25 protein-coding genes are annotated in these 26,069 nt (G+C 41.8%); 4 read left to right on the top strand and 21 right to left on the bottom strand.

Going from position 1 to position 26,069, the window contains the following annotated elements:
• Positions 1–91: 91 nt before the first annotated feature.
• The 14 genes from ftsZ to BST86_RS14825 all read right to left on the bottom strand — a co-directional run bounded on the left by ftsZ (position 92) and on the right by BST86_RS14825 (position 15,809).
• On the bottom strand, positions 92–2,089 hold the full coding sequence (ftsZ, locus tag BST86_RS00345; RefSeq protein WP_105981533.1) for a cell division protein FtsZ: 1,998 nt from the start codon (positions 2,087–2,089) through the stop codon (positions 92–94).
• 83 nt (positions 2,090–2,172) lie between these two features.
• Positions 2,173–3,531, bottom strand: coding sequence for a cell division protein FtsA (gene ftsA, locus BST86_RS00340; protein WP_105981532.1), 1,359 nt, complete (start codon positions 3,529–3,531; stop codon positions 2,173–2,175).
• Complete coding sequence (locus BST86_RS00335; protein WP_242446421.1) at positions 3,531–4,253, bottom strand: cell division protein FtsQ/DivIB; 723 nt, start codon at positions 4,251–4,253, stop codon at positions 3,531–3,533. The genes ftsA and BST86_RS00335 overlap by 1 nt, the downstream gene beginning before the upstream one ends.
• Positions 4,250–5,608, bottom strand: a complete 1,359-nt coding sequence (gene murC / locus BST86_RS00330; protein WP_105981531.1) for a UDP-N-acetylmuramate--L-alanine ligase — start codon at positions 5,606–5,608, stop codon at positions 4,250–4,252. The genes BST86_RS00335 and murC overlap by 4 nt, the downstream gene beginning before the upstream one ends.
• Positions 5,601–6,692: an undecaprenyldiphospho-muramoylpentapeptide beta-N-acetylglucosaminyltransferase gene (murG, locus tag BST86_RS00325; protein ID WP_105981530.1), complete on the bottom strand. Its 1,092-nt coding sequence runs from the start codon at positions 6,690–6,692 to the stop codon at positions 5,601–5,603. Before murG ends, murC begins: the two co-directional genes overlap by 8 nt.
• On the bottom strand, positions 6,679–7,878 hold the full coding sequence (locus BST86_RS00320; protein ID WP_105981529.1) for an FtsW/RodA/SpoVE family cell cycle protein: 1,200 nt from the start codon (positions 7,876–7,878) through the stop codon (positions 6,679–6,681). Before BST86_RS00320 ends, murG begins: the two co-directional genes overlap by 14 nt.
• 1 nt (position 7,879) lies before the next feature.
• Positions 7,880–9,241, bottom strand: coding sequence for a UDP-N-acetylmuramoyl-L-alanine--D-glutamate ligase (gene murD, locus BST86_RS00315; RefSeq protein WP_105981528.1), 1,362 nt, complete (start codon positions 9,239–9,241; stop codon positions 7,880–7,882).
• Positions 9,241–10,473 carry a phospho-N-acetylmuramoyl-pentapeptide-transferase gene (gene mraY, locus BST86_RS00310; RefSeq protein WP_105981527.1) on the bottom strand — a complete coding sequence of 411 codons (1,233 nt, stop codon included), beginning with the start codon at positions 10,471–10,473 and terminating at the stop codon, positions 9,241–9,243. The genes murD and mraY overlap by 1 nt, the downstream gene beginning before the upstream one ends.
• Complete coding sequence (locus tag BST86_RS00305) at positions 10,473–11,939, bottom strand: UDP-N-acetylmuramoyl-L-alanyl-D-glutamate--2,6-diaminopimelate ligase (RefSeq protein WP_105981526.1); 1,467 nt, start codon at positions 11,937–11,939, stop codon at positions 10,473–10,475. Before BST86_RS00305 ends, mraY begins: the two co-directional genes overlap by 1 nt.
• Positions 11,936–13,915, bottom strand: coding sequence for a penicillin-binding protein (locus BST86_RS00300; RefSeq protein ID WP_105981525.1), 1,980 nt, complete (start codon positions 13,913–13,915; stop codon positions 11,936–11,938). Before BST86_RS00300 ends, BST86_RS00305 begins: the two co-directional genes overlap by 4 nt.
• A complete protein-coding gene (locus BST86_RS00295) occupies positions 13,902–14,228 on the bottom strand; it encodes an FtsL-like putative cell division protein (RefSeq protein ID WP_055411949.1) in 327 nt (108 codons plus the stop codon). The genes BST86_RS00300 and BST86_RS00295 overlap by 14 nt, the downstream gene beginning before the upstream one ends.
• A gap of 1 nt (position 14,229) precedes the next feature.
• Positions 14,230–15,147: a 16S rRNA (cytosine(1402)-N(4))-methyltransferase RsmH gene (gene rsmH, locus BST86_RS00290; protein ID WP_105981524.1), complete on the bottom strand. Its 918-nt coding sequence runs from the start codon at positions 15,145–15,147 to the stop codon at positions 14,230–14,232.
• Positions 15,122–15,589: a division/cell wall cluster transcriptional repressor MraZ gene (gene mraZ, locus BST86_RS00285; RefSeq protein ID WP_055411947.1), complete on the bottom strand. Its 468-nt coding sequence runs from the start codon at positions 15,587–15,589 to the stop codon at positions 15,122–15,124. The genes rsmH and mraZ overlap by 26 nt, the downstream gene beginning before the upstream one ends.
• 46 nt (positions 15,590–15,635) lie before the next feature.
• Positions 15,636–15,809: a hypothetical protein gene (locus tag BST86_RS14825; protein WP_172443284.1), complete on the bottom strand. Its 174-nt coding sequence runs from the start codon at positions 15,807–15,809 to the stop codon at positions 15,636–15,638.
• Between the two features lie 40 nt (positions 15,810–15,849).
• On the opposite strand from BST86_RS14825, the gene BST86_RS00275 reads away from it, so the two are divergent.
• Positions 15,850–16,614, top strand: coding sequence for an alpha/beta fold hydrolase (locus BST86_RS00275; RefSeq protein ID WP_055411946.1), 765 nt, complete (start codon positions 15,850–15,852; stop codon positions 16,612–16,614).
• 12 nt (positions 16,615–16,626) lie between these two features.
• Positions 16,627–17,229 carry a ribosome biogenesis GTP-binding protein YihA/YsxC gene (gene yihA, locus BST86_RS00270; RefSeq protein WP_055411945.1) on the top strand — a complete coding sequence of 201 codons (603 nt, stop codon included), beginning with the start codon at positions 16,627–16,629 and terminating at the stop codon, positions 17,227–17,229.
• Here yihA and BST86_RS00265 read toward each other — a convergent pair.
• From BST86_RS00265 to gldB, 4 genes are all read right to left on the bottom strand, one after another.
• A complete protein-coding gene (locus BST86_RS00265) occupies positions 17,226–17,468 on the bottom strand; it encodes a DUF3820 family protein (protein WP_105981522.1) in 243 nt (80 codons plus the stop codon). The two genes, yihA and BST86_RS00265, sit on opposite strands and share 4 nt — an antisense overlap.
• Positions 17,469–17,488: 20 nt before the next feature.
• Complete coding sequence (locus BST86_RS00260; protein WP_172443283.1) at positions 17,489–18,550, bottom strand: erythromycin esterase family protein; 1,062 nt, start codon at positions 18,548–18,550, stop codon at positions 17,489–17,491.
• A 501-nt stretch (positions 18,551–19,051) separates the two neighbouring features.
• The gene (gldC, locus tag BST86_RS00255; RefSeq protein WP_105981520.1) at positions 19,052–19,393 is read right to left on the bottom strand and encodes a gliding motility protein GldC; all 342 of its coding nucleotides are present in this window, start codon (positions 19,391–19,393) and stop codon (positions 19,052–19,054) included.
• A complete protein-coding gene (gene gldB / locus BST86_RS00250) occupies positions 19,394–20,371 on the bottom strand; it encodes a gliding motility lipoprotein GldB (RefSeq protein WP_105981519.1) in 978 nt (325 codons plus the stop codon).
• A 50-nt stretch (positions 20,372–20,421) separates the two neighbouring features.
• Here gldB and nadE point away from each other — a divergent pair, with 50 nt between their 5' ends.
• Both nadE and BST86_RS00240 read left to right on the top strand, forming a co-directional pair.
• Positions 20,422–21,210 (top strand): NAD(+) synthase, encoded by a 789-nt coding sequence (gene nadE, locus BST86_RS00245; RefSeq protein WP_105981518.1) that lies wholly within the window; start codon positions 20,422–20,424, stop codon positions 21,208–21,210.
• 106 nt (positions 21,211–21,316) lie between these two features.
• Complete coding sequence (locus tag BST86_RS00240) at positions 21,317–21,946, top strand: response regulator (protein ID WP_055411939.1); 630 nt, start codon at positions 21,317–21,319, stop codon at positions 21,944–21,946.
• 1 nt (position 21,947) lies between these two features.
• Here the strand turns inward: BST86_RS00240 and dnaG are convergent, their stop codons facing one another.
• The 3 genes from dnaG to BST86_RS00225 all read right to left on the bottom strand — a co-directional run bounded on the left by dnaG (position 21,948) and on the right by BST86_RS00225 (position 25,999).
• A complete protein-coding gene (gene dnaG / locus BST86_RS00235; RefSeq protein ID WP_105981517.1) occupies positions 21,948–23,912 on the bottom strand; it encodes a DNA primase in 1,965 nt (654 codons plus the stop codon).
• Positions 23,913–24,037: 125 nt separating this feature from the next.
• Positions 24,038–24,811 (bottom strand): hypothetical protein, encoded by a 774-nt coding sequence (locus BST86_RS00230; protein WP_105981516.1) that lies wholly within the window; start codon positions 24,809–24,811, stop codon positions 24,038–24,040.
• 81 nt (positions 24,812–24,892) lie between these two features.
• On the bottom strand, positions 24,893–25,999 hold the full coding sequence (locus BST86_RS00225; RefSeq protein WP_105981515.1) for a porin family protein: 1,107 nt from the start codon (positions 25,997–25,999) through the stop codon (positions 24,893–24,895).
• Between the last annotated feature and the right edge of the window lie 70 nt (positions 26,000–26,069).

Below are 26,069 nucleotides of genomic sequence, written 5' to 3'. Positions count from 1 at the left end.
AGCAACGATACCATAGGGCAACTGTCGTATAAAAAAACCCGAAGCTGTGATCTAGCTTCGGGTTTTTTAAAAGTTGAAATGTAGAACTTTTCTAGTCTACGTTATCGTGAAGGAAACTGTTGTTATTACCTCGCAACTGGATCTCATTGTTCTCGTCTGTAGACAAGGTCGTTCTGGATCGATCGCTTGATGTAGGAGTTTCATCCAGTTCCACACCATGTCTTAGATAAGCCGGCTTCTTTTCAATTTCTTCCAGTCTATGGCTGCTCTTGAACTTGAAGTTGTAGGCGTGCATTTTACGTTTACGTTCTTCAGCACGCATTTTTAAAACCTCATTGATAGGTAGATCTGTTGGATCCAGATCTTCCATGACTTCTTTCTTGATTGTTTCTGGAGCGGCATTGATAGGAGCTTCAACGGTTCTGATGTTTACCTGCTCTGTTTCTGTTTTAGGTTTTTCAGTAGATCGTCTGGCGTTGTTCAACGTCTGCTCTACTTCCATATAATCATCCAGGGAATACTTTCTAACACCTTCATTAGAAACCTCTGTAATAGGAATGATTTCTACTGCATCGTTGACTTCAATGTCGTCAAGATTGTAGGTGGTCTTTTCTTCTGCAGGCTCCTCATTTTTAGTCAACGGCAAGTCAAAGTTGAGCAAAAACTGATCTTCCTCTTCTTCTACCTCTTCCAGTTTGTGAACGACCGGTTGCTCTTCAACAACCTCTTCTTTAATAATCAATTGTGGTTCTTGATCCAGGACTTCTTCATAAACCACGTTCAGGTTCTTGATAAATTCCGTTGTTGGGATTAATGGGTTTTCGTTTTTGGGAACGATGATTTCCTCCGGTTCTTCATCACCTAGTTCATGCATGATGATCAATGGCTCGCTGGATGGCTCTGATTGTGATGGAGCTGGTTGTGATTCCGCTTTCGCGAAAGCGGACTCTTCTTCATCCTTCTTGCTTTCCTCGACCTCTTCATCCATGATAAGCGTTCCTGCAACCACGCGATCGTTGGTCTCTTCCAAAACCTGGGTGGCTCGCTGTTCCTCTTCCAAAGTGTGGATGATGCGCGTGCCCTCTGTATTTGAGATCTCGTTTTGCTGCTCTGCATTAAAACCCGTGGCAATCACGGTAACTGCGATGGCATCGCCCAGCGCCTCGTCCTCGCCCACACCCATGATAATGTTAGCGCCGCCGCCAGCCTCATTCTGGATGTGCTCGTTGATTTCACCTATCTCGTCAATGGTAATTTCTTCAGTTCCAGAAACGATAAGTAGCAACACGTTTTTGGCACCTGTGATCTTGTTGTCGTTCAACAATGGAGAGTCCAGTGCTTTGAGAATTCCTTCTTGGGCACGGTTGGAACCAGTGGCCTGAGCACTTCCCATAATCGCTGTTCCAGAATTTGACAATACGGTTTTTGCATCACGCAAGTCAATGTTTTGCGTGTAGTGGTTGGTAATTACCTCTGCAATACCGCGTGAGGCAGTAGCAAGTACCTCATCTGCTTTTGAGAATCCAGCCTTGAAGCCCAGATTTCCATACACATCGCGCAGTTTGTTATTATTGATGATCACTAATGAATCCACGTTCTTGCGGAATTTTTCAATTCCTTTCTGTGCTTGTTCATTACGTACTTTTCCTTCAAAATGGAATGGTGTCGTCACGATTCCAACCGTAAGGATTTCCATTTCACGAGCGACTTGTGCAATGATAGGCGCAGCACCAGTACCAGTACCACCACCCATTCCTGCGGTGATAAATACCATTTTAGTTCTCGCATCGAGCATGGCTCTCACATCTTCTATGCTCTCTTGTGCAGCGCGCTCACCAACCTCAGGATTTGCACCTGCACCAAGACCTTCGGTCAAGGTAACTCCCAACTGAATCTTATTGGGAACTGGACTGTTTTCCAAGGCTTGTGAATCTGTATTGCAGATTACGAAATCCACACCTTTAATTCCTTGCTGGAACATGTGCTTGATGGCGTTGCTACCACCACCACCTACACCTATAACCTTGATCACGTTGGATTGGTTTTTAGGTAGATCAAATGCGATACTATTAAAATCGTCGTTGCTCATATATTGCTACTTTTACCTTTACTACTTTATTGTTGAAGGTGGTTTTAAGGCCTTCGTTATTTTCCTTTTCTTTTTTATTTCTTCTATTCTGCTTTGTCCAGAAAGTCCTTGAACTTATTGGCCCAATTCTCAAATATGCCTTTGCTCTTTCTAGGTTGGGTTACGGTTTGCTGTTCTTCTGTTTCAGGTGCTTTAGGCTTTTCTTCTACCGGCGTGTTATTTCCAGCATTAGCATTGGAAACCGCTGCTTCCTTTTGCTGGCTTTTTGCTGTATGGAATTCATTTGCCTCTAATCCTTTCAATACCAATCCTACCGCTGTTGCAAACAACGGGCTGGTACTTTCTGTATCGCTGTCGCCAGCAAGGTGCTCGTTAGGATAGCCTATACGACTGGGCATTCCTGTAACATATTCCGCTAGCTGTTTGATATGCTTGAGCTGGCTACCGCCACCGGTAAGCACCACACCAGCGATCAATTGCTTTTTAGGTTCGTCATGACCGTAATTCTTAATCTCAACAAATACGGTTTCCAGAATCTCAATCACTCTGGCATGAATGATCTTGCTCAAGTTCTTTAGGGTAATTTCCTTAGGCTCTCTACCGCGCAAACCTGGAATAGAAACGATTTCGTTTTCCTTATTCTCGCCTGGCCATGCACTACCAAATTTTGTTTTGAGCAGCTCTGCCTGCTTTTCAATGATTGAGCAGCCTTCTTTGATATCTTGAGTGATGATGTTACCTCCTTGAGGTATCACTGCGGTGTGACGAATGATTCCATCCTTAAAAATTGCGAGGTCTGTGGTACCACCACCTATGTCGATGAGCGCTACTCCAGCTTCTTTTTCTTCCTGACTCAAAACAGCATCTGCACTCGCGAGAGGTTCTAAAGTGATGTCTGACAATTCCAGATCAGCGCTTTTTACACAGCGACCTATATTTCTAATGGACGCCACCTGACCAACCACTACATGAAAGTTAGCCTCTAATCGGCCACCATACATTCCAATGGGCTCTTTGATCTCTGACTGTCCATCAATCTTATATTCTTGAGGCAACACGTGGATGATCTCTTCACCTGGCAGCATGACCAGCTTGAATACCTGATTACACAACTTTGTGATATCATCTTGATTGATGACTGTTTCACTATCGCCACGAGTGATATAATCGCTATGCTGCAAACTACGTATGTGCTGTCCCGCAATACCTACGGTAACGTCTTTGATTTGTATACCACTCACGGCTTCAGCTTGTGAAACCGCTTGTTGTATGGAGGTGATCGTTTGCGTGATATTGTTGACCACACCACGATGAACGCCCAGACTTTTTGATCTTCCTACACCTAGGATCTCAAGTTTGCCGTACTCATTTTTGCGACCAATCATGGCAACGATCTTTGTCGTACCTATGTCTAGTCCTACTGCAAATTCTTGTGGTTCCATTATTCTTCCTTTTTAACTACAATTACCTGACCGTCAAACCTCAAGTCCATCGCTTTGATTTGATCGACTGCTTTGTCTTTTTCTACCTTGGCAAGCATTGCTTTAAAGTTGGTCATCTTACTATGCAACTTATCCAACTTGCCCAGTTTTAATCTCATATCATTGGAACGCAACATCAAAGTGGCGTTTCCCTTGCTATCCAGAACAATTTGCGTGACTGCCGCATGAAGCAACTCATCATTTTCTAGATAGACTAAAAATTCATACAACTCTTCCTGAAATTCAGGCTTGAAGCCCAAGACTACAGGAACCAACGCCGTGTGTTCACTTGATAGCGGCATGATGCTATTATCACTATCCAGATAGACATTAAGGCCTCCTAACAATCTTGCTAGTGGCCTGCGTTGCTCTACCATAACATGTAGTTTCCCGTTAAGATCCACAGAAACCTCTGCGGCTCTGATCATTGGGTCTGCGACAAGTCTGGTCTCGCTCTTATTCAAATCTAATTTTTCTACCAGCCGATTATCGACACTATCTTCTTTTTGTATCAACAATTTATTAACGTTATCTTCAGATATAAACGGATCACTGTAATCTGTAAATGAGATATTTATATCTGTGATTTCGCGATTGTAATGACGCTTGTTAGCAAAAGAATACAGCGCCAAAATCCCAACAAGAATTACAGGTAGAATCAATAGATTGAATATCCTCTTCATCGTGCCAATTCTTTAACTACTCGTTCCACTTCGGCTCCTATATCACCAGCTCCCAGTAACAGCACTATCCTATTACCCATTTCTTTTACAAACTCTGCTATATCTTCCTTTTCCAGCAAGGTCGTCATGTGTGGCGATTGTTCCTGATTACGAATTAAATCACATAGCACTGCAGCATGAACACCTTCCATAGGCTCTTCTCTTGCAGCATAAATGTTAAGCATACCTACCTTGTGAAATTGCGATAAACTGGATGCAAAATCATCCATGAAATCCTTAGTGCGTGAGTACAAGTGCGGCTGGAAAATAACGGTGTATTCTTCATCAGGATACATTTCAGCGACGGCTTGATACACCGCATTGATTTCGGTTGGGTGATGCGCATAATCGTCAATGACAACAAATTTTTCAGTGTCTAACTTGTAAGAGAACCTGCGTTCCACACCTTTGAAGGTGGCCAGTGCTTTTTTAAGTTTTTCAGGATCAGCACCATATTCAAGCGCCATGGCAACTGCCAAAATCGCGTTTGCCAGATTATGTCTTCCAGGCAACCTCAAACTCCAATTTTTTATAGTTCCAGATGGAGTTACCAAATTGAAGTAATAGGCGCCGTCGACGATGGTCAAATGGCTGGTATGATAATCGCCAGAATCAAAACCTATGGTATTACCAGAAAGCTTGACAGATTCATTGATAAACAACGCACCTTCAGGAACTAGCGCACCAAATTCTTCAAAAGCCTTTCTAAATTCTTCCTCGTTTCCATAAATATCCAAATGGTCTGGATCAATAGCCGTCACACCTGCCACATTAGGCTCCAATTGTAGAAAAGACCTGTCAAATTCATCTGCCTCAACGACCATCACATCGGTACCGCTATTCAGGTAGTTGGTGTTGTACCCTTCTAGAATTCCGCCCAAAAAGGCTGTGGTTTTAATGTCGCTTTGATATAGTAAATGCGCCAAAATCGCACTGGTTGTCGTCTTCCCATGAGTTCCAGCGATGGCCAGACAGGTCATTGTTTTAGAAATCTGACCCAGCAATTGAGCACGTTTGGTGATGGGTATTCCGCTTTCGCGAAAGCGAACTAATTCATCAAAGGTTTGTGGAACGGCTGGCGTGTACACTACCTGTGCTGTTTCGGGATTTTTGAAGGCCGAAGGGATCTTATCAAATTTGCTTTCATAATGAATATCAATACCTTCATCTTCCAACTTTTTTGAAAGTGACGTGACGATACGGTCATAGCCAGCTACATGCTTGCCTTGCGTGTGCAGGTAACGCGCCAGCGCACTCATTCCAATCCCGCCGATGCCGATGAAATAAAAATGGGTTATGTCTTTCAAATCACGCATCAATGAGTTCTTTAATATGGTTGACGATCTCTACGGTCGCGTTGGGTTTTGCGAGTTTGGAGAGGTTTGCAGACAGTCGTTGCTGTAAAGCTGTATCACTGGAGAGCTGCTTCCAGATCATCGGGAAATTATCGTCCAGTTCCTGTTCTCTTATCATGAGCGCCGCATCTTTATCCTGGATGGCGAGTGCGTTTTTAGTCTGGTGATCTTCGGCGACGTGAGGTGATGGTATAAAAATGACGGGCTTGCCTATAAGTGCCAACTCTGATATCGTACCGGCGCCAGCACGGGAAATAATGAAATCTGCCGCAGCATAAGCCAGATCCATGCGGTTCAAGAAAGCATTCACATTAACCGTGTTGCTATCGTGTTTTTTATATTGATCATAGTACAGCTTCCCGCATTGCCAGATGATCTGGGTGTCCTGCTGGAGCAACTCCAATTGACTTTCAATCAGTTGATTAATCCTGCGGGCACCTAAACTGCCACCTAAAACTAAAAGTGTTTTTTTATTCGAATCCTCAAAACCGAAATGTTGTAATGCTTCTGCTTTTGAAGTTTTTTGATCTACCAGATCCTGACGCACCGGATTGCCGGTAAAAACTATTTTATTTTTCGGGAAAAATCGTTCCATGTGATCGCTCGCCACACAGACTTTATCCACTTTCTTAGCAAGTAGTTTATTGGTTATCCCTGCATAGGAATTTTGCTCTTGGATTAAAGTTGGTACCCCTTTTTTATGCGCCATAAATAATAACGGACCACTGGCATAACCGCCAGTACCTATAGCGACATCAGGCTTAAATTCACTGACAATCTTGCGTGCATCCATAAGACTTTTCACCACCTTCAATGGAAAGGATAGATTTTTGGCAGACAGTTTTCTTTGCAAGCCGCTTATCCACAAACCCTTGATTTCATAACCGGCCGCTGGAACTTTCTCCATTTCCATGCGGTCGTTTGCGCCTACGAATAGAATGGCACAATCGGGCCATCTACGACGGCATTCATTTGCAATCGAGATCGCAGGGAAAATGTGGCCACCTGTGCCACCGCCAGATATGATAATTCTATAAGACTTCACTCAACACGTCTAATGGGTTCAATTCTTCCTCAGGAGTTTCCTGAGCTTTTATAGCTTGTCTTTTTGCACTTACGCTTAAAATAATTCCTATCGCCATACACGTCATCCAGATGGAGGTTCCACCACTGGAAATCAACGGTAAGGTTTGACCTGTTACTGGAAATAGATTCACGGCTACCGCCATATTGATCAATGCTTGTAAAACAATGGGGAAACCGACACCTATGACTAGTAAGGTTCCAAAAATGGTATCAGCTTTATTGGCAATGACCACTAGTCTGAACAAGACCAGCATATAGACCAGCAATATCACGGCGCCACCTATGAGACCAAATTCTTCTATGATAATCGCATAGATAAAGTCGCTGCTGGATTGTGGTAAAAAGTGTTTTTGCTGGCTTTTGCCTGGACCTTGTCCCCAAACGTACCCAGTTGCTATGGCTGTTTTTGCCTTGTCCACCTGATATTCTGAATCTGAGGTTCCGTCACCAGAGAAGCTTTCAATACGACTTACCCATGTGTCGACGCGATTAGGGAATGCGTCTGGGAAAGCCTTTGCGGTAATGATAAATAAAGTCAACACCAACAAACCGCTACCAACGATAGCTAATAAGTATTTCCATGGATAACCACCTATAAAACACACTAGCAAAACCATTAAAAACAATATCGCTGTCGTTGAGAAATTGGATGGTAATATGAGTGCCAAGATCAATCCTACTGGCAACCATAAAGGCAAAAGCGACTTCTTGAATTCAATGACTTTATCCCGCATGGCGTTAAGATAGCGAGCTACCCAAACCATTAAAACCACTGCGGCCAGTGTACTGGTCTGGAAACCTACACCTACAATTGGGATTTGAATCCAGCGACTGGCGTTTGCTCCATCCATTTCAGTTCCCTGAAAGGCTGTGAAAATGAGTAGTAAAATCACGATGGGCAGCATGATAAAACTCAATCCCTTGAAATAATTATAGGGTATTTTATGGAAGGTATAAGCGATGCCCAATCCCAAAACTAAATGTGCAAAGTGCTTGATCACATATTTGAGCGTATTACCTTCACCGCCATTGAGGTAGGCCAAATTACTACTGGCACTGTATACTGGTAAAAACGAAAATATCGCCAGTATCAATACCAGTGCCCATAAAAAGGAATCGCCAGATATGTAGTCTTTGATCTTCAAATTATAATCCTCTTACTGCTTTTTTAAATTGACGGCCACGATCCTCATAATTGTCAAACAAATCAAAACTCGCACAGGCTGGACTTAGCAATACGGTATCGCCTGCGTTAGCCAACTTATAGGCCACTCGCACGGCATCTTCCATGGAGTTGGTTTCTACCATTTGCTCTACACAGCTACCAAAAGCTTCTACTATTTTAGAATTATCGACACCTAGGCAAACGATCGCTTTGACATGCTTGTTCACTAGATGGTACAGTTGTGAGTAATCGTTACCCTTGTCCACGCCACCAACAATCCAAACTGTGGGCTGTTCCATACTGTCCAAAGCATAAAATGTAGCATTAACGTTAGTGGCCTTAGAGTCGTTGATATATTGAACCTTGTTGATTTTAAGCACTTGCTCTAGTCTGTGCTCCACACCTTGAAAGGATTGCATACTTTGTCTGATCGTCTCTTTACGTATCTTCAAAAGTTTTGCGGTGGTAGCAGCAGCCATGGCATTTGCAGTGTTGTGTTGTCCCTTGAGGGAAAGTTGTTCTAATGGCATAGTAAATGGGGTTTGATCGATGGCGATCTTAATTGTATTGTTTATGAGTGATGCACCATATTCCAATTCTTTTGTCATCGAGAATGGAACTAGTGTGGATCTTATTGGGGTTGTTTTTAAAGCCTGCCCTATAGCTTCATCGTCTGCATTGTACACCAGATAATCATCTTGATCCTGGTTCATGGCGATGCGCATTTTTGAAGCCAGATAGTTTTCAAACTTGTAGTCATAGCGATCCAGATGATCTGGCGTCACATTAAGCAATACAGCGACCTTAGGCTTGAAATTATTGATGCCGTCCAGTTGGAAACTACTTACTTCCAGTAGACGCACCTCGGCAGGAGATTCGGTGACTTGTTGAGCAAAACTTTTGCCTATGTTGCCGCCCATGGTATGATCCATTCCCGCTTGAGTGAATAGATGTCCTAGTAAACTGGTAACGGTTGTTTTTCCATTGCTACCAGTTACGGCTACGATGGTCTCGTTAGAATGTTCTGCGGCAAATTCAATTTCAGAAATCACGGGAATTCCAGCTTTGGTGGCTTTCTGGATGATCTCGGCAGTATCTGGAATGCCGGGACTTTTCACGATTAGACTTGCAGCAAGGATTTTTTCAAGTGTATGAGCACCTGTCTCGTAGGGAATGTTGTGGGTTTGTAACGCTTTCGCGAAAGCGTCACTCAATTCATCCCTATTGCTCAAAAAGACCTTATAGCCACGATCAGCAGCCAGCAATGCGGCGCCCATACCACTAATGCCACCGCCGAGAATGACGATGTTAGAAAAATTATATGTGAATTTCTCCTGTATCATTAACGTACCTTGAGTGTGACGATGGATATGATGGCGAGTAGGATACCGACGATCCAGAATCGCACAACGATTTTGGATTCATGGAAACCTCTTTTTTGATAGTGGTGATGTAGTGGCGACATCAAAAAGATGCGGCGTCCTTCACCAAATTTTTGCCTGGTGTACTTGAACCAGCTAACCTGCATGACTACCGATAAGTTTTCCATGATGAATACACCACACAAAATCGGGATCAAGAGTTCCTTGCGAGTTGCTATGGCAAGTACAGCGATAACACCACCTATGGTGAGGCTACCAGTATCGCCCATGAAAACTTGCGCCGGAAAGGTGTTGTACCATAAAAATCCTACCAACGCTCCAGCGAATGCGGTAATAAACACCACCATTTCTCCAGAATTAGGGATGTACATAACATTGAGATAATCTGCAAAAACGATGTTTCCAGAAATCCACGCAAACAATGCCAACGTGACCACGACAATAGCGCTGGTTCCAGCCGCGAGACCATCGATACCATCAGTAAGATTGGCGCCGTTGGATACTGCGGTAACGATAAATATGACAATAGGAATAAAGATCAACCATGCAAAAGGCGCTAGATCTGGATCGATCCAAGTGACCAATGATTCGTAATCGAACTCATTCTCTTTTACAAAAGGAATGGTAGTTTTAGTAGAGTGCTCTGCTGGACCAAATTCTGCCAATGAATTCTGGGTAATTAACTCTTGAGAATTTACTGGGTTTACCAATTCCTCTTTGATTGTAACGTCTTCATTAAAAAACATGATCGCACCTATAATCAGGCCTAAACCTACCTGACCAATAACCTTGAACCAGCCTTTAAGACCACCTTTGTCCTTTTTGAATATCTTGATGTAATCATCTGTAAAACCTATACAACCCATCCAGACGGTTGTGATCAATAGCATGATCACATAAATGTTATCCAGTTGACACAACAACAACGCCGGAATCAACGTACCTAAAATAATTATGACGCCACCCATGGTAGGTGTTCCTGCTTTTTGAGCCTGACCTTCCAGACCTAAATCGCGTACACTTTCACCTACTTGTTTTCTTTGTAAATAATTAATGATACGTTTACCGTAAATGGTGGAAAAGCCTAATGAGAAAACAAATGCTAGTGCTGATCTAAATGTGATGAATCCAAACAAGGATGCACCAGGCATTTGAAACTCACTCTCCAAATATTGAAATAGATAGTACAGCATTATTTATCAAGGTTTTTGAGGATGGTTGTAATCTTAAGGCGATCATCAAAGTCATGACGCACGCCATTGATTTCCTGATAGGTTTCATGACCTTTTCCAGCGATTAAAATGATGTCCTGTGGATTCGCCATATTGGCCGCTGTCTTGATGGCTTGCTCACGATCTGCAATGGTGATGGCCTTCTTGTAATTCTGTGGTTCCACGCCAGCTTCCATTTCTTTTAAAATCGCTTGCGGATCTTCAGTTCTGGGATTATCGCTGGTTAGGATAACCATATCGCTCAATGTAGTAGCCACATTTGCCATAATGGGACGTTTGGTGCGATCTCTATCGCCACCGCAACCTACTACCGTAATGACCTTTTCATTTTTAGTACGTATGCTATTAATGGTTTCCAGCACGTTTTTAAGTGCATCTGGAGTGTGTGCATAATCTACTATAGCAGTGATCTTGTCCTTTACAGTTGTGAAATATTGAAACCTTCCAGAAACACCATCCAATTTTGATATGGCTTCAAGAACTTCCATTTCTTCCAATCCCAATTCTATGGCGCATGCATATATCGCTAGCACATTGTATGCATTGAACTCACCAATCATCTTGGTCCACAACTCGTGACCATTCACTTTTAATAGCAAGCCGCCAAATTGATTTTCAAGCACATTGGCTTGATAATCTGTATAGGTTTTTAAAGCGTAGCCTAGTTTTCTAGCCTTAGTATTCTGGACCATGATAGGTCCGTTTTTGTCATCTTTGTTATAAAGAGCAAAAGAACCTGCAGGCAAGCCGTCAAAGAACCTCTTTTTGACATCGCGATATTCTGCAAACGTGGCGTGATAATCTAGGTGGTCGTGAGATAGGTTGGTGAAAATACCACCTGCAAAATGCAATCCTGCCACACGCTCCTGTGCGATACCATGACTGCTCACTTCCATAAAACAATAATCCACACCAGCATCTCGCATAGCAGCAAGATGATCGTTGATGGTGAGAGGATCTGGAGTCGTGTGCTTCGTTGGGATGGATTTACCGTTGATCAAAATTTCTACCGTAGAAATAAGCCCAGTTTTGTATCCCACATTTTTAAAGAGTTGGTACAGCAAACTGGTAGTAGTGGTTTTACCATTTGTTCCTGTGACCCCAATCAGTTTAAGATCTCTTGAAGGATTCTCGTAGTAGTTTGCCGCCATCAAAGCGAGTGCTTCATGAGAATTTTCAACCACTACATAAGTGACGTTTTTTTTCTTATCAACAGGCATATCTTCAACTACGATTGCCTTTGCACCTAACTCAATGGCCTTGTCTATAAAATCATGGCCGTCACTTACGGTTCCCTTGAGAGCTATAAAGACGTCGCCGTTCTTGACCTTACGGGAATCAAAGTGAATATGGTTTACCTTAAGATCAGTAGATCCTATTACCGTATCCAGTCTTACTTTATACAATATGTCTCTTAGTATTTTCATGATAGCGTCAGGATTACTTGATGAGACGTATTGATCTTGGTTCCAGGCTTAATACTTTGAGACTTGACTTTACCTGCGCCAACAATTCTTACTTTAGCGCCCATATTTTCAATAATGGCAATCGCATCCATGGCATCCATGCCTCTTAAATCTGGTAGATCTTTCGAGGTTTTTTGTGCCTTGGTATAGTAGGACTTTAAGCTATTCTGAATTTTGACAGGAACTGCTTCAGGTAACTGCACCTCATCTGCTTGTGGATTACTGGCGTATATTTTTTGAGCAATTTTTTTGAAAACTGGTCCTGCGACAATGTTACCATAATAACCTTTGGCCGTGTTTGGTTTATGGATTACCACTATACAGCTGTATTTGGGCTTATCTGCTGGAAAGTACCCTGCAAAAGAGGCGATATAGTTACCGCTGCCTTTCCAGTATTCGGTTTGACAGGTTCCAGTTTTACCAGCCATGGAAAAACGGCTGCTATAAAGATTGTCTGCGGTACCGCGCTTGACCACATTCTCCATCATGACCTTTACCTTATCGATTGTCTCTTGACTACAAATGGACGGATTGATGATCTCGCGATCGTATTTCTCAATCATCTTATCCTTAGACCTTACTTCCTTGATCAAGCGAGGCTTGACCATCACACCATTATTAGCCACAGCATTATAGAAGGTCAAGGTTTGTAGAGGCGTTAACCGCACACCATAACCAAATCCCATCCAGGGCAGCGACAAACCACTCCAATTCTCATCATCTGGATGCGGAATCATAGGCTTCCCTTCACCAATTATGGGAAGGTTGAGCTTATCATTAAGATTCATGCTGTACAAGCGGTCGACATACTTTTCAGGATCACTACCATAATTATCCTGAACCATTTGAACCAATGCTGTGTTAGAACTCAGTTCAAAAGCTCTCGCAACACTGATCTTGCCGTAACCACCATATTTTGAGTCGCGCACATTGCGACCGTAATAGGAAATCTTCCCGTTTTGTGTATCAAAAACGGTACTGGTATCGATGACTTTATCTTCAAGAGCAGCAATCACACTCATCAGTTTAAACGTCGAACCAGGCTCGTGAGATTCCCATAACGCATAATTGCGTTTCTCAAAATATTTACCATCAGACGAGCGGCCTAGATTTGACAAGGCCTTGATCTCGCCAGTCGCGGTTTCCATCACGACTGCAGTACCGTGATCTGCCTCAAAATATTCCAACTGCTCCAGCAACGCATGGTGCGCCACGTCTTGCATGTTTACATCGATGGTTGTGTAAACGTCCAGCCCATCTTTAGGCTCAATCTCATTGACGTTGTTGATAGGTTTCCACTGGTTGCCAGATATTTTTTGTTCCAATCGGGAACCGTTTTCACCTTTCAAAAAGTTGCGGTAGGCACCTTCCAACCCAACTCTAGGTTTACCGACCTCATCATAACCCACTAGGCGTTCTGCCATTTTTCCAAGCGGATATTCACGCTCTACATGTGGCTCTACGATCAAACCGCCACGATTGGCACCGCGCTTGAACAATGGGAAACTTTTCAGTTCCATCAAGTCGGTATAATTGATATCGTCTATGATGTGCAGGTATCTGGAGTTATTGGTTCTCGCCTTTCTGAATTTGGTTAAGAAATAAGATTTTGGTTTGTTCAGCTTTCGCGAAAGCGAACTCGCCAAAGGCTCTATCTCATTATTAAAATCCTTTTGACTAGGAGCAACGGCATCAAATCGTATGTCATATTTAGTGATCGAGGTCGCCAAAAGTTGCCCATTCGAATCATATAGATTACCACGATTTGCCTCTACCATTTGATTGCGGAAGATGCGCTCTTCGGCCTTGGCACGATAGGCATCGCCTTCAAAAAACTGAATACGAACGATTTGCGCCACAATAGCGATCGCTACCACGGCAAAGAAGATGCTGACGGCATATACCCTATGCAATATGTTCTTATCAGTCGTTGCCATGAGACGTGTTTATAATGAGTTTGTACGGCGGCTCTTTTGCTGGAGCGATACCGGTTTCCTTGAGTCTACTGGCCACAGTGCTCTCCATTTGCAAAAACATCAATTGTCGCTGACCATCAACATACTGGCTACGCAACTCGCTCACCTCATCATTGAGCTGGCCTATATAATGCACCTTGCTCTCAAAATTGTGACCTGTATAAATCATGATCAATGCGAGACCGGTCACGAACAAGATGAATTTCCAGTTCTTGAGCGCATCCCTGTTGGTTAGAAAATTGCCGCGTAATATGTCATAGAATTGTGCTGCCATATTATTCCTGTTCTATTCGTTCTGCGATGCGCAATTTTGCACTGCGAGCACGGCTGTTTTGTTTCAATTCTTCTTTGCTGGGCACGATCAGGTTGCCTACTTTTTTAAAGGGTACACTCACACGACCGTACACATCCTTTTCTGGTTCACCTTCAAAAAGACCATTGCGTATGAATCTTTTTACTGGTCGATCCTCTAATGAGTGGTAAGAAATCACACTTAGTCTGCCACCAGGCTCCAACAAATCCTTGCACTGCTCCAAAAACTCATGAAGCACATCCATTTCTTGATTCACCTCTATACGTATGGCTTGAAAAACTTGAGCCATTTGTTTATTCTCTATTCTTGCGGGAACTAGTGGCGCACAAATATCCTTGAGATCCTGAACGGTTTGAATGCTTTTGGTTTTGCGCGCTGTTACGATTTCACGTGCTATGCGTGGTGCGTTGCGCAATTCACCATATTCCTTAAAAATGCGACGCAGTTCCTGCTCGTCATAATCATTGACAATACTTACGGCATCCACGGTCGCTTTTTGATTCATACGCATATCGAGTCGTGCATCAAATCGTGTGGAAAAACCTCTGCTGGCCTCATTGAATTGGTGCGAACTCACACCTAGATCTGCCAGGATACCGTCGACTTTTTTATAGCCGTGCAACCTTAAGAATCTCTTGATGTATCTAAAATTCTCGGGAATGAGCTCAAATCTATCATCATCAATGATGTTTGCCAGCGCATCTGGATCTTGATCAAATCCATATAGTTTACCATCAGGACCCAATCTTTTCAGGATTTCTCTGGAATGACCGCCACCACCATAAGTAACATCGACATAAACACCGCCTGGCTTTATATCGAGTCCATCAACAGATTCCTTCAAGAGGACTGGATCATGATAAGAGGTCATTTGTGTCATCTCCCATTACTTCTTGTGCGAGATCTGCAAAGTCTAGTGCAGACTCGTCAATGGCATTCTCGTATTTATCTTTATCCCAGATTTCAATGATGTTCACCGCACTGGCGATGGTCAAGTCTTTGGTGATTCCAGCAATAGCTTTAAGGTCACTGGGAATCAACAACCTACCATTACCATCCACTTCTACCATCTTGACGCCTGCCGTAAAGCGGCGTATGAAATCATTATGCTTTTTATTGAACCTGTTAAGCTTGCCTATTTTTTCCATCACGGCATTCCATTCACTCATGGGATACAATTCAAGACAAGGCTGGAACACAGACCTGCGTATCACAAAGCCATCATCCAGCATGGGAAGCAATTGCTTCTTGATGGCGACGGGCATCATGAAACGTCCTTTGGCGTCTGCTTTGCACTCGTATGTTCCTATAAAATGATTCATTAAAAAGCTGGATCTGCGGCTTATGTAATCAAATATAGAAAAGTATTTACCACTTGTTCCCACTTTTTACCACAATGTTGATAAAACGCTCCATTCTTGAATAACTATGCCACTTATTAACAATCTGGTAATCGATGAAGTTGAGGATTAGCTCGCTTTCGCGAAAGCGAACTCTAAACAATCCCGCCACAAGATCAATGGCCGATTTGGAAGATTTCATAAAACCAAAACGCCTATATTTGTCTTTGACACTACCCAATATGACGCACGATTTAATTAAGGATGGTAAGTTTGAGTACTACACTTCGGGAGAAGGAACTCCGATAATTATCTTACATGGTTTGATGGGCGGCCTGAGTAATTTCCAGGGCGTTATTGACTATTTCCCAAAGTTGGGCTATCAAGTCATCGTGCCTACTTTGCCTTTGTACACCATGCCGTTGATCAAGACGAGTGTGGGAACTTTTGCAAAGCATATCAATAAGTTCATCGATCACATGGGATTCAAGGAAGTGATTCTTCTAGGCAATTCTTTAGGCGGTCACATAGGTCTAGTAACCACAAAATTATATCCCAAGAAAATCAAAGCCCTTGTGATTACCGGTAGTTCTGGACTGTATGAAAGTGCGATGGGTGAGAGCTATCCCAAGCGTGGCGATTATGACTACATCAAGAAAAAAAGTGAGGACGTCTTTTACGATCCAGCGGTAGCGACAAAGGAAATAGTGGATGAGGTTTTTGGCGTTGTAAATGACCGTAAAAAATTGATCAAGACACTTGCTATTGCAAAAAGTGCGATACGTCACAACATGGCAAAGGATCTGCCTAAAATGACCACGCCTACCTGCATCATCTGGGGAAAACAGGATGGTGTAACGCCGCCTAATGTGGCAGAAGAATTTCATGAAAAACTACCGGATAGCGACCTATTCTGGATCGACAAATGCGGGCATGCTGCCATGATGGAGCATCCTGAAGAGTTCAACGAGATCCTTCACAAATGGCTGGAAGAACGCCAGTTCTAAACTCCTTCTATTATGAAAATCAATAGCGCCGAATTTGTTATTTCAAATCAGGAAGTAAAAAAGTGCCCTACCAACAAGTTACCTGAGTATGCCTTTATAGGTAGATCCAACGTGGGCAAATCTTCTTTGATCAACATGTTGACTGATCGTAAGAATCTGGCCAAAACCTCTGGAAGACCAGGGAAAACACAGCTTATCAATCACTTCATCATCAATAAGAATTGGTACCTAGTGGATTTACCGGGTTATGGATATGCGCGAGTGTCCAAAAGCAGCAAAGCCAAATTCCAGAAGTTCATCACCAATTATTTTGAAAAGCGCCAGCAGCTGGTCAGTGCTTTTGTACTGGTAGATGTGCGTCATGATCCACAGCCTATTGATACAGAGTTCATGGAATATCTAGGTGAAAACGGTATACCATTCGGGATCATATTTACCAAGGCCGATAAATTGAAACCCAATGCGCTGGAGCGCAATGTGGAGAATTACAAGAACGCTCTACTAGAAGGTATTTGGGAAGAAGTGCCTCCTTATTTTGTCACTAGCGCTTCCAACAAAACCGGTCGCGACGAATTACTAGCTTATATTGATGGGATCAATCAAACGATAGATTAATGATCGTTTACCGTATTCTTACGAATTTCTCTTAGCAAACTCTCAATCCCGTTGACTTTCATATCACAAACGGTTTGCATGTAATTGCCTAATTTCCCTTGAGGAAATCCCTGACGCCTGAACCAGGTGTAATAAGGTTCTGGTAATTCACTCAAAAACTTACCCTTATGCGCACCGAATGGCATCTTGTACCAGGCCAGTTCGATGAGTTGTTTGTGGTCAAAGGGTAGTTCTGACATTTTAGAAATAAGATTTAAGGTCAATCCGTCCGTAAATTACGATTTGGCGGTGAAATACTTTCAACGAAGATCAATCCATCAAAGGCTTTAGAAAACCTCTTTTTTTGAAAATTGTGGTCAATATCTATAAGATTATATCCAGGGCCACCTAACAGAAGTTGCTTCTTTTTCTTATCAAAAAACTTAGCTGCACTTCCCTTCAGTGCATTAGCCATATCAATAAAATAAATATCGTCTTCCGCCTCAATTAAAGTTTCCGCATAGGTTTTTGGATAAGGCTTTTCTAAATTGTAAATCTGCCACTCACGTGACTGATCATCATTAATGATATAACTTCTTAAGGCTCCTTTTCCAAAATCAAAGCCGACACTATAATAATCGTCTTTAAACTGTTGCTTCAAATGCCATCCTAAGTTGTGGATTTTTCGTGTAGTGTAATTTAAAAATCCTCTATTATTGATATGCTCATTATGAGCCCAAATGAATGCCTTGCCATTATTTGATTTATTCTCTACAATCCACTTTACATTCTCATACATTTTCAGATCTCTATCTTGACTGTAATGATTTTGAATATAATAAGTATATTTAATAATATAGGCTAAAGCTCTAATGGCTTTATCAAGCTGTTCAGTATTTTCTTTGGCTAGATTAATTTTGAATTTAAGCAGAATATTTTCTAGCTCATTGAGCCTAGGGATATAAGTATCAGCCCAGTTATTCTCTTTTCCATAATTGTACACTATTTTTTTCTCTACGCATTTATCCATGATGCTTAAAAGCTCATCACTTACTGTAATATTATATTCATTGATTGCATCATGGATTTCATTATTAATATTAGTAACGACCTGAATATCCATTCCAAAAAATCGAATCTGTTCTTTTTCAATTTCAGTCAGATTATAATTACGCATCCATTGTAAAAGATTGACGACTTCTTTCGTGCGCCATGGATATATTGTGAGGTTCTCTGCGATGGTTTCGACGTTCCCTTTTCCTCCGCTAATCCACTCGTTTATACCTGCTTCTGCAACATAAGAATCTTCAATGATAAATGTTTTAACGTTTTGAGTTTCCACCAAATACTTAAAAAACTTGGCCTTTATTTCAAAAAACTCTTTACTATGATGAGTAGCCTCTCCAAAACCAAAAATTTTTGCATCAGCGAATTTTTTTGGAAGATTTTGATGGAAGACTGAAGGTTTTGTTCCTTCTCTGCATTTTCTATTTTAATAGAATTTTTGTTGATCCAGTCGACTACTCTCAAATCTTGAGCATTTGTCTGGGAGCAAAATATATATAGAATAGATAGCAGAAGTATTTTCATTAGCGATGGTTTCAATCTAAGATTATGGGAATCAGAAAAGTTTTAAAGGTGGATTATTTCAATATAACCGTTTCTTGACCTGCCGCTAAAAACGGTTGATGTTTGATCACGATAACTATTTGGCAGTTGTCTTGTCAATTGCCTACAGTATGAGAAGAAAGCACAATAACAATCTATTCAAGCATTGGAGATGGTTGAAACTTGAACCCTATTATGAATTATCCTCCTTCTTGTCTCTAAAAACAAAAAACTACTAATCCTCTTTCTTCAATTCCAGCTTTTCTGCAAAGTAGTCGCAAAAGTCCAGCATGGTGTCGCGCATCTTTTCATCATTGGTGGCGCGATGATAGGTATCTGCCATGCTTACTAAGGTCTGGTGGAAAAATACACGCATCTCATCCACAGGCATATCTTTTGTCCACAGATCGATACGGAAACTTTCCTTCTCTACACTATCCCACATGGACACCATCATAGCTTTACTTACTGCGGTATCCACGCCACCATCAGGAGCGCTCCATACGATGTTTTCTGGCACACGGTTCTCATCGAGTTCTATTCCTATCTTGATTTCTGATCGTTTGTTCTTTGACATTTAGGATCTTGGTTTGTATCGGGATTGATTAAAAATTTCTTCGGCAGGTGTGTTGATCACATCCTGTAGGCTTGCATTATTGTTTTCGGCATAGCTGGCTACTATTTGCCATCCTATATATTGTGCCACGCCGCCTGGCGTCTCGTTATCTATTTCCAGATAGAATTTAGAAAAAGGTGCCGGCAGGATAAACCTGGTAAGCAGCTTTGGGTCTGTACTGTATAAAAGTTCCCTATCCACAAAATAGCGGTAGATCTGTTCTTCATTCTCTAGTGAGAATTGAGCCTTATTTTCTGCATAACCCATGATCTGGGCGATACTGGATGATGGCGCAAAGTTTTGTTGTAGATAATGAAGCTTGCCGTAATAAATCATCTGTTCCAGGAACTGACGGCTGTTTGTAGGCGGAACAAACAATTTAGCATATGCCAGCGCAACATCTGCCGGTATGCGATCCCTTTCCAGCGTGACCGCTTTGTATCTATTGATGCCTGCATAGAGCTCATGGTCTGCACCTAGATAGTTATCAATACCTATGATAAGATAATTAGGCGTAGGCAACACTTTAAGATCATTGTCTACCTCACTAAGCACCGTAATTATGGGAGATGGTTCAAACTCTGGGAAATAATATTCTACATGTTTCATGACCAACTCTACCTCTTCTTTGATTTCCTCAAAATCAAAACCGGCATTACCAACTGCTTCTTCAAGAACATTTTGAATGGTATCGCGGCCTTCCATTTTATCCATCCATACGCTATCTGGAACGTAATTGGGGAAAAATGCTGGGTATTTGGCTTTGAGGTTATCCAACTCATTGGATGGTGCCGTGGCAAACTCTTCATGAAACTGGATAAGGTCCACTTGCAATGGGATCGATTTGATTTCCTGCTCTTGTGGGTTTGCGGTATGGCATGATATGATCGCTTTCGCGAAAGCGAGAACCACTAAAACCGTTTTAATCCTGTTAATCATATAGGAACTGTCCGACTTAAGAAATAACTTTGAAAGGCAAAAATACGATTATGCAAACAGAAAAAGTAGCGACGGCGATCGCAAAATGGCTGAAGGATTATGCACTCAACGCTGGTGTTAAAGGTTATGTTGTGGGTGTGAGTGGTGGTATTGACAGCGCAGTAACTTCTACACTATGCGCCATGACTGGACTTGACGTGCTTTGTGTGGAAATGCCTATACACCAGCATGCAGACCATGTGACGCGTGCCCAGGAACATATCGCGCAACTCAAGGAGCGTTTTGTAAATGTAAGAGATGAACGTAGTGATCTCACGCCTGTGTTTGACACATTTGTAAAGGCCATGCCTGATGGTGGGCCAGATGCGGTACGAGCACTGACTGAAGGTAATACCAGAGCGAGGTTGCGCATGACGACACTCTATTTTCATGCAGGCATGAACAGCTTACTGGTTGCTGGTACGGGAAATAAGGTTGAAGATTTTGGCGTTGGGTTCTACACTAAATATGGTGATGGCGGCGTGGACATCAGTCCTATTGCAGATCTAATGAAAAGCGAGGTATATAAACTGGGAGCACACTTAAAAGTGCCAGAGAGCATTATGAAGGCTGCGCCTAGCGATGGACTTTATGGTGCAGAGCGTACGGATGAAGATCAAATAGGCGCTTCCTACGACGAACTGGAATGGGCCATGAATCAACTAGCTGAAGGCAAGTCAATTGACTCCTTTACAGGTAGAGAGAAAGAAATACTTGATATCTACTTTTCTTACAACACAAGAAACCAACATAAAATGAAGCCAATTCCTGTTTGGGAATTTACTCACAATTTAAGATAAAAGAACTCATAAAGTATTGTAAAGTAGGTTTATACCTACGAATGTTTGTGTAGGAAGTATTATAGTTGAATTTATATTTGTACCAATCAACATTTAACTTTTGTAAATGAAAATACTTATAGCTGATCATCATCCCGTATTTCGTCGTGGACTGAAATGTATGTTGAAAGGCGACAAGACATTTGAATTTAAAGGAAAAGTTGAGGATGGTAAATTTTTGATTTCTGAAATACAAAAACAGGAGCCAGACGTCCTGATTCTAGAAATTGATTTACCCAACTCTAATGGAGTAGGTTCTCTAAGACAAATTAGAACTCATTTCCCAGATCTTAAAGTACTCGTAGTAAGTTGCCATCCTGAAGAGATTTATGCCGTTTCTTCATTGAAAGCAGGAGCTCAAGGTTTCATTTCTAAAACCCGTACAGTCAAAGAAGTAAAGCACGCCCTACTGACTATTGTTAAAGGTGAAAGATTCATTTCTGAAAACATCAAAAACAAAAAGAGTTCTGATTCTGAAAAACAGGAAATCCTTAAATTCAAAACGCTCTCTACTAGAGAGATAGAAGTTCTTAATCTATTGTCTAGAGGTAAACGTAATAAGGAAATCGCCCAAGATCTTTCCATCAACGAGAAAACGGTAAGCACTTATAAAACTCGCCTGCTGAAAAAATTGAACGTGGATAATATCGCAGATTTAATCCACCAATCCAGATTACTGCAAATCACTACCAAGTAAATTAAATTACTCGATTAAGCCTTTTTCCTAAGTGTTGGTTCAATTTATTGTAATCGATAACTGAGGTTAAAGCTTCCAGATTATCTTCTTCATCTATAGAAGGTTTTAAATCTGAGTAGAGTGCTTTTACCTTTTCTGCAATCATCAACCTACGGAAGTTAAGAATCGTGTCGGTAACATAGGTAGCCACAGTATCGTCTTTTTGCTTAACAAAAATTTGTTTCTCTTCCCATTTGCTCAATTGGTAACGGTCTTCATCCATGATGAGATCTGCAATAAGTTGGGCTTCTTGATCCTCTAATTCTGACATCACGGTATTCACATCGATTTTTCCCTGCATCAAGAAAATATCGATCAGTTTAGGGTATAGGTTTTTAAAGTACGCATTAGAGAATTCTACCTCATCTTCTTGAAGGTCCAGGAATATCTTCTCATATACAGGTTTACTTTCCTTTTTCTTGATGACCTCGATTTCATTGCCGTCAGGCTCTTGGATATACTCCTCGATAAACTCTTCATCACGGTCACCGTAAAGCAACAGAATTCTAATGATGTTGCGCTCCAGCACTTCACGTCGATCCACTACCGCAGCCGCTGGTGCGTTAGGGACCTTTTGCATCGTCTGTGCTTCCTGCTCGCGACGATTCTTTTTTCTCACCTCGCTAATCTCTGCATTGCGCATTTGCGCCAGTGTTGAAAACAAGACATCTTCACCTATATCCAGAATTGCGGCGCTTTCCTGTACATAGATTTCGCGTGAGATCTCATCTGGAATCTTAGAAATACTTTGAACGATCTCGCGTATCATTCCTGCCTTCTTGATCGGGTCACCAGCAGCCTCATCCTTCAACAATCCAGATTTGAATCTGATAAAATCAACAGCGTTATCCTTCAAGAAGGTTCTTATCTCTGATTCTGTGTGGGATTTTGCAAAGCTGTCTGGATCTTCACCTTCTGGAAAAGTACAGACACGCACGTTCATTCCTGCTTCAAGAATCAAGTCGATACCACGTATGGCGGCTCTCAATCCAGCAGCATCGCCATCATATAGTACCGTAATATTCTTGGTAAGCCTGCTTATTAATCGTATTTGCTCTGTAGTAAGTGCTGTTCCAGAACTGGAGACCACGTTCTGTATACCTGCTTGATACAGTTGTATTACATCTGTGTAACCTTCTACCAGGTAACACAAATCTTCTTTGGCCATGGCTTGTTTTGCCTCATAGATGCCATAAAGCACCTTGGACTTGTCATAGATCTCACTTTGTGGTGAGTTGAGGTACTTTGCTGCCTTTTTGGAACTGTCCAGAATCCTACCGCCAAGACCTAAAACTCTACCAGACATGCTTCTTATGGGAAACATCACGCGTCCTTTAAAACGATCAAACTGCTTATCGTCCTTAACAATGGTTAGTCCTGTTTTTTCAAGAAAGTCAACTTTGTAGCCAGCCTTGATAGCGGCATCTGTAAAGGCGCTCCACTGTTCTGGAGAATACCCTAACTGAAAGTAATTGATCGTCTCGTCCGTAAAGCCGCGTTCCTTGAAGTAACTATAACCTATGGCGCGACCTTCATCAGTTTTGAGCTGTCCTGCAAACCATTCTGACGCAAACTTTGAGACCAGAAACATGGACTCCTTCTCATCCTGCATCTGTTTTTGCTCGTCGGTTTGCTCGGTTTCCTCTATTTCAATACCGTATTTGTTGGCAAGGTATTTAATGGCTTCTGGAAACGTGAAATGTTCATGCTCCATAATAAAAGTGACGGCATTGCCACCTTTACCACTGGAAAAATCTTTCCAGATTTGCTTCACTGGCGATACCATAAAACTAGGCGTACGCTCGTCAGAGAATGGACTCAGGCCTTTAAAATTAGATCCTGATTTTTTCAATTGCACAAAATCACCTATCACCTCTTCTACTCGAGCGGCGTCAAAAACGGCATCAACAGTGGTACGTGCAATCATGGGATTTTGGCATTGGGCAAGCGGTTTGAGATGCGCTGCCTGGAACCTTCAAAAATAGGAAAAATGATGGTGACGGGTTCGCTTTCGCGAAAGCGAACTCATAACAAAACCATTTGAAAAATAGCCTACCTAAATCTAAAACCGACGCTTACCTGTCGTTGATCAATAGGTGAATCTTTGAAGATGCTATTAAGACCATACTTGAAAAATATCTGGAGATCTCCGTACCCAGCATAGGCGCTCAATCCGTAGACAAAATCTTCGGTCTCAAAGTCGTTGTAAAGCCTATTAGTTACATCCCGACCTTCACGCTCGTATCTTATCATTTGGCTAGTGGTTCCATTGACACCTAGATAACCACCTATACCTACAACAAAACTATCCTCATAATCAATCCTGCTTATGTCATCTTTATAGATCTTGCGCTCGCCACGACCTATCTCTAAATGCAGAGGTGCAATAAGGGTGAACTGCTCAAACTTTGATTTATCTACATCAAAACCTATAGGCTGCAATGTAGTTACATCGTTATTAGTAACAAACTGGCGATTGCCATTAATGCGCAGGGTTTGCCATTGAAGAGCTAGACCGTAATTAAATCTCAATAAGTCATCGTTCTTTGACAGTTGGGTAGAAAATTCAAGGCCCAATTCCCAAATTCCAGAACCCCAAAAGCGATAGTCCTCACCTATCCCATTATCATCGCCTAGCGCCTGATTCCAGCCTATACCAAAAACCCCATGAACTTGAGTGCGTACTTCTCTTGTCGTACGGGTTGTATCGATCCTGTCCAAAAAGCTGAGTGGCGCCTCTTCTATAGTTTGTTTGTCATTATCCTGTGCCTGTGTAACAAGTCCGGCAGCGAGCATCGCAAAGCCAACTAAGAGTCTTTTTATCATGGTTGTTGTTTTTTATAAATATAAAGACAATCCCTGTAACCAATTGCTACAGGGATTGTCTAAAGGCTACTTCAAAAAAAACTACTGCAACCTTATTCCAAAGGCAACGTACTGACCGTCTACAGATCCAGATTTGAAAATATCATTCAATCCCAGTCTACCAAAAAGCACGAGGTCACCTTTACCAAAATATGCGTCAAGACCATATACAAAAGCATTGTTATCAAAGGCGTTCACATTGGTTTGCTTGATGTCTTCACCACCCAATTCATATTTGTATTTCAAACGTGAACTCAAATTAAACCCTGCATAACCACCGATACCAAATTTGAATTTATCATAATCAAGGTAGCGCACGCGACCATCTTCATACTCCTTGCGGTCTGTTCCACTAAATTCAAAATGAACTGGTACCACTAATTGATCCTGACGGAATTTTGCCTTATCAAAATCAAAGTTAAGTCGCTCTATTTGAGTGTTATTAGGATCTGAAATGGTAAAGGCTCGATTGCCATTCAGTTCTGTTCCTTGGGTTTGATATTCAATACCATATTTAAAACGCAGTGTCTGACTTTTATTAAGCGCAGTCACCCAATTGTAACCCAAAGAAAAATAATTATTGTTCCCATAGCTAAAGTCATCGATGCCTAGGTTCTCACCATCGATATAGTTATAGCCAAATCCTAGTGTGAATCCAGAGTTGGTGTACACATTCTTCTCTAGTTGCTTATTTCTCTTTTTGATAGAAATATTGACACCATCACTGAAGTCTGCAACGACTGCTGAACCTTCACCGTTGGAGAACTGTTTTACTTTGGCAAATTCGATTTGTGAATCGATCATCTCATTGTGTCTGGATATTTTTTCGGCATAGAACGCGGCTACAGTTTCCTTATCTTTTTGAGCCATCGCTTCAGTATAGTTTTTCCATTTGCCTACTCTTGAATTGATTTCTTCAATTTGTTCTGCAAGGGCCGTTCTCTGGTTGGACTCATAGAGTTGCTTTTCTTGTTCCAGCGCCTTGATTTCCTTATCAATCTTATTGCCCCAATCCTGCGCTGATTTATCGGTAACGGTGATGACTGTTTTACCATCTACATAAGTGGTGTCTCTTGTGGTTTGTGCCCAGCTGGCAAACGTTCCAGCAAGAATTAAAATGATAGTAATAAAGTGTAATTGCTTTTTCATGATAGTTAAATTTAAAGTGAGTAATTTCTGTCTGCTATACTTAAATAGCTGATTATTGTTGTTTTATGTT

This window comes from Nonlabens agnitus (assembly GCF_002994045.1).
Lineage (GTDB): Bacteria > Bacteroidota > Bacteroidia > Flavobacteriales > Flavobacteriaceae > Nonlabens > Nonlabens agnitus.
The sequence above is the reverse complement of the archived record's forward strand: the minus strand, read 5'-3'. Positions and strand labels throughout refer to the sequence as shown.

What these genes read in the sequence shown, in the direction of transcription:
- ftsZ (WP_105981533.1), bottom strand. Translation starts at nt 2,089, where the DNA reads ATGAGCAACGACGATTTTAATAGTATCGCATTTGATCTACCTAAAAAC.
- ftsA (WP_105981532.1), bottom strand. Translation starts at nt 3,531, where the DNA reads ATGGAACCACAAGAATTTGCAGTAGGACTAGACATAGGTACGACAAAG.
- BST86_RS00335 (WP_242446421.1), bottom strand. Translation starts at nt 4,253, where the DNA reads ATGAAGAGGATATTCAATCTATTGATTCTACCTGTAATTCTTGTTGGG.
- murC (WP_105981531.1), bottom strand. Translation starts at nt 5,608, where the DNA reads ATGCGTGATTTGAAAGACATAACCCATTTTTATTTCATCGGCATCGGC.
- murD (WP_105981528.1), bottom strand. Translation starts at nt 9,241, where the DNA reads ATGATACAGGAGAAATTCACATATAATTTTTCTAACATCGTCATTCTC.
- mraY (WP_105981527.1), bottom strand. Translation starts at nt 10,473, where the DNA reads ATGCTGTACTATCTATTTCAATATTTGGAGAGTGAGTTTCAAATGCCT.
- BST86_RS00305 (WP_105981526.1), bottom strand. Translation starts at nt 11,939, where the DNA reads ATGAAAATACTAAGAGACATATTGTATAAAGTAAGACTGGATACGGTA.
- BST86_RS00300 (WP_105981525.1), bottom strand. Translation starts at nt 13,915, where the DNA reads ATGGCAACGACTGATAAGAACATATTGCATAGGGTATATGCCGTCAGC.
- BST86_RS00295 (WP_055411949.1), bottom strand. Translation starts at nt 14,228, where the DNA reads ATGGCAGCACAATTCTATGACATATTACGCGGCAATTTTCTAACCAAC.
- rsmH (WP_105981524.1), bottom strand. Translation starts at nt 15,147, where the DNA reads ATGACACAAATGACCTCTTATCATGATCCAGTCCTCTTGAAGGAATCT.
- mraZ (WP_055411947.1), bottom strand. Translation starts at nt 15,589, where the DNA reads ATGAATCATTTTATAGGAACATACGAGTGCAAAGCAGACGCCAAAGGA.
- BST86_RS14825 (WP_172443284.1), bottom strand. Translation starts at nt 15,809, where the DNA reads ATGAAATCTTCCAAATCGGCCATTGATCTTGTGGCGGGATTGTTTAGA.
- BST86_RS00275 (WP_055411946.1), top strand. Translation starts at nt 15,850, where the DNA reads ATGACGCACGATTTAATTAAGGATGGTAAGTTTGAGTACTACACTTCG.
- yihA (WP_055411945.1), top strand. Translation starts at nt 16,627, where the DNA reads ATGAAAATCAATAGCGCCGAATTTGTTATTTCAAATCAGGAAGTAAAA.
- BST86_RS00265 (WP_105981522.1), bottom strand. Translation starts at nt 17,468, where the DNA reads ATGTCAGAACTACCCTTTGACCACAAACAACTCATCGAACTGGCCTGG.
- gldC (WP_105981520.1), bottom strand. Translation starts at nt 19,393, where the DNA reads ATGTCAAAGAACAAACGATCAGAAATCAAGATAGGAATAGAACTCGAT.
- gldB (WP_105981519.1), bottom strand. Translation starts at nt 20,371, where the DNA reads ATGATTAACAGGATTAAAACGGTTTTAGTGGTTCTCGCTTTCGCGAAA.
- nadE (WP_105981518.1), top strand. Translation starts at nt 20,422, where the DNA reads ATGCAAACAGAAAAAGTAGCGACGGCGATCGCAAAATGGCTGAAGGAT.
- BST86_RS00240 (WP_055411939.1), top strand. Translation starts at nt 21,317, where the DNA reads ATGAAAATACTTATAGCTGATCATCATCCCGTATTTCGTCGTGGACTG.
- dnaG (WP_105981517.1), bottom strand. Translation starts at nt 23,912, where the DNA reads ATGATTGCACGTACCACTGTTGATGCCGTTTTTGACGCCGCTCGAGTA.
- BST86_RS00230 (WP_105981516.1), bottom strand. Translation starts at nt 24,811, where the DNA reads ATGATAAAAAGACTCTTAGTTGGCTTTGCGATGCTCGCTGCCGGACTT.
- BST86_RS00225 (WP_105981515.1), bottom strand. Translation starts at nt 25,999, where the DNA reads ATGAAAAAGCAATTACACTTTATTACTATCATTTTAATTCTTGCTGGA.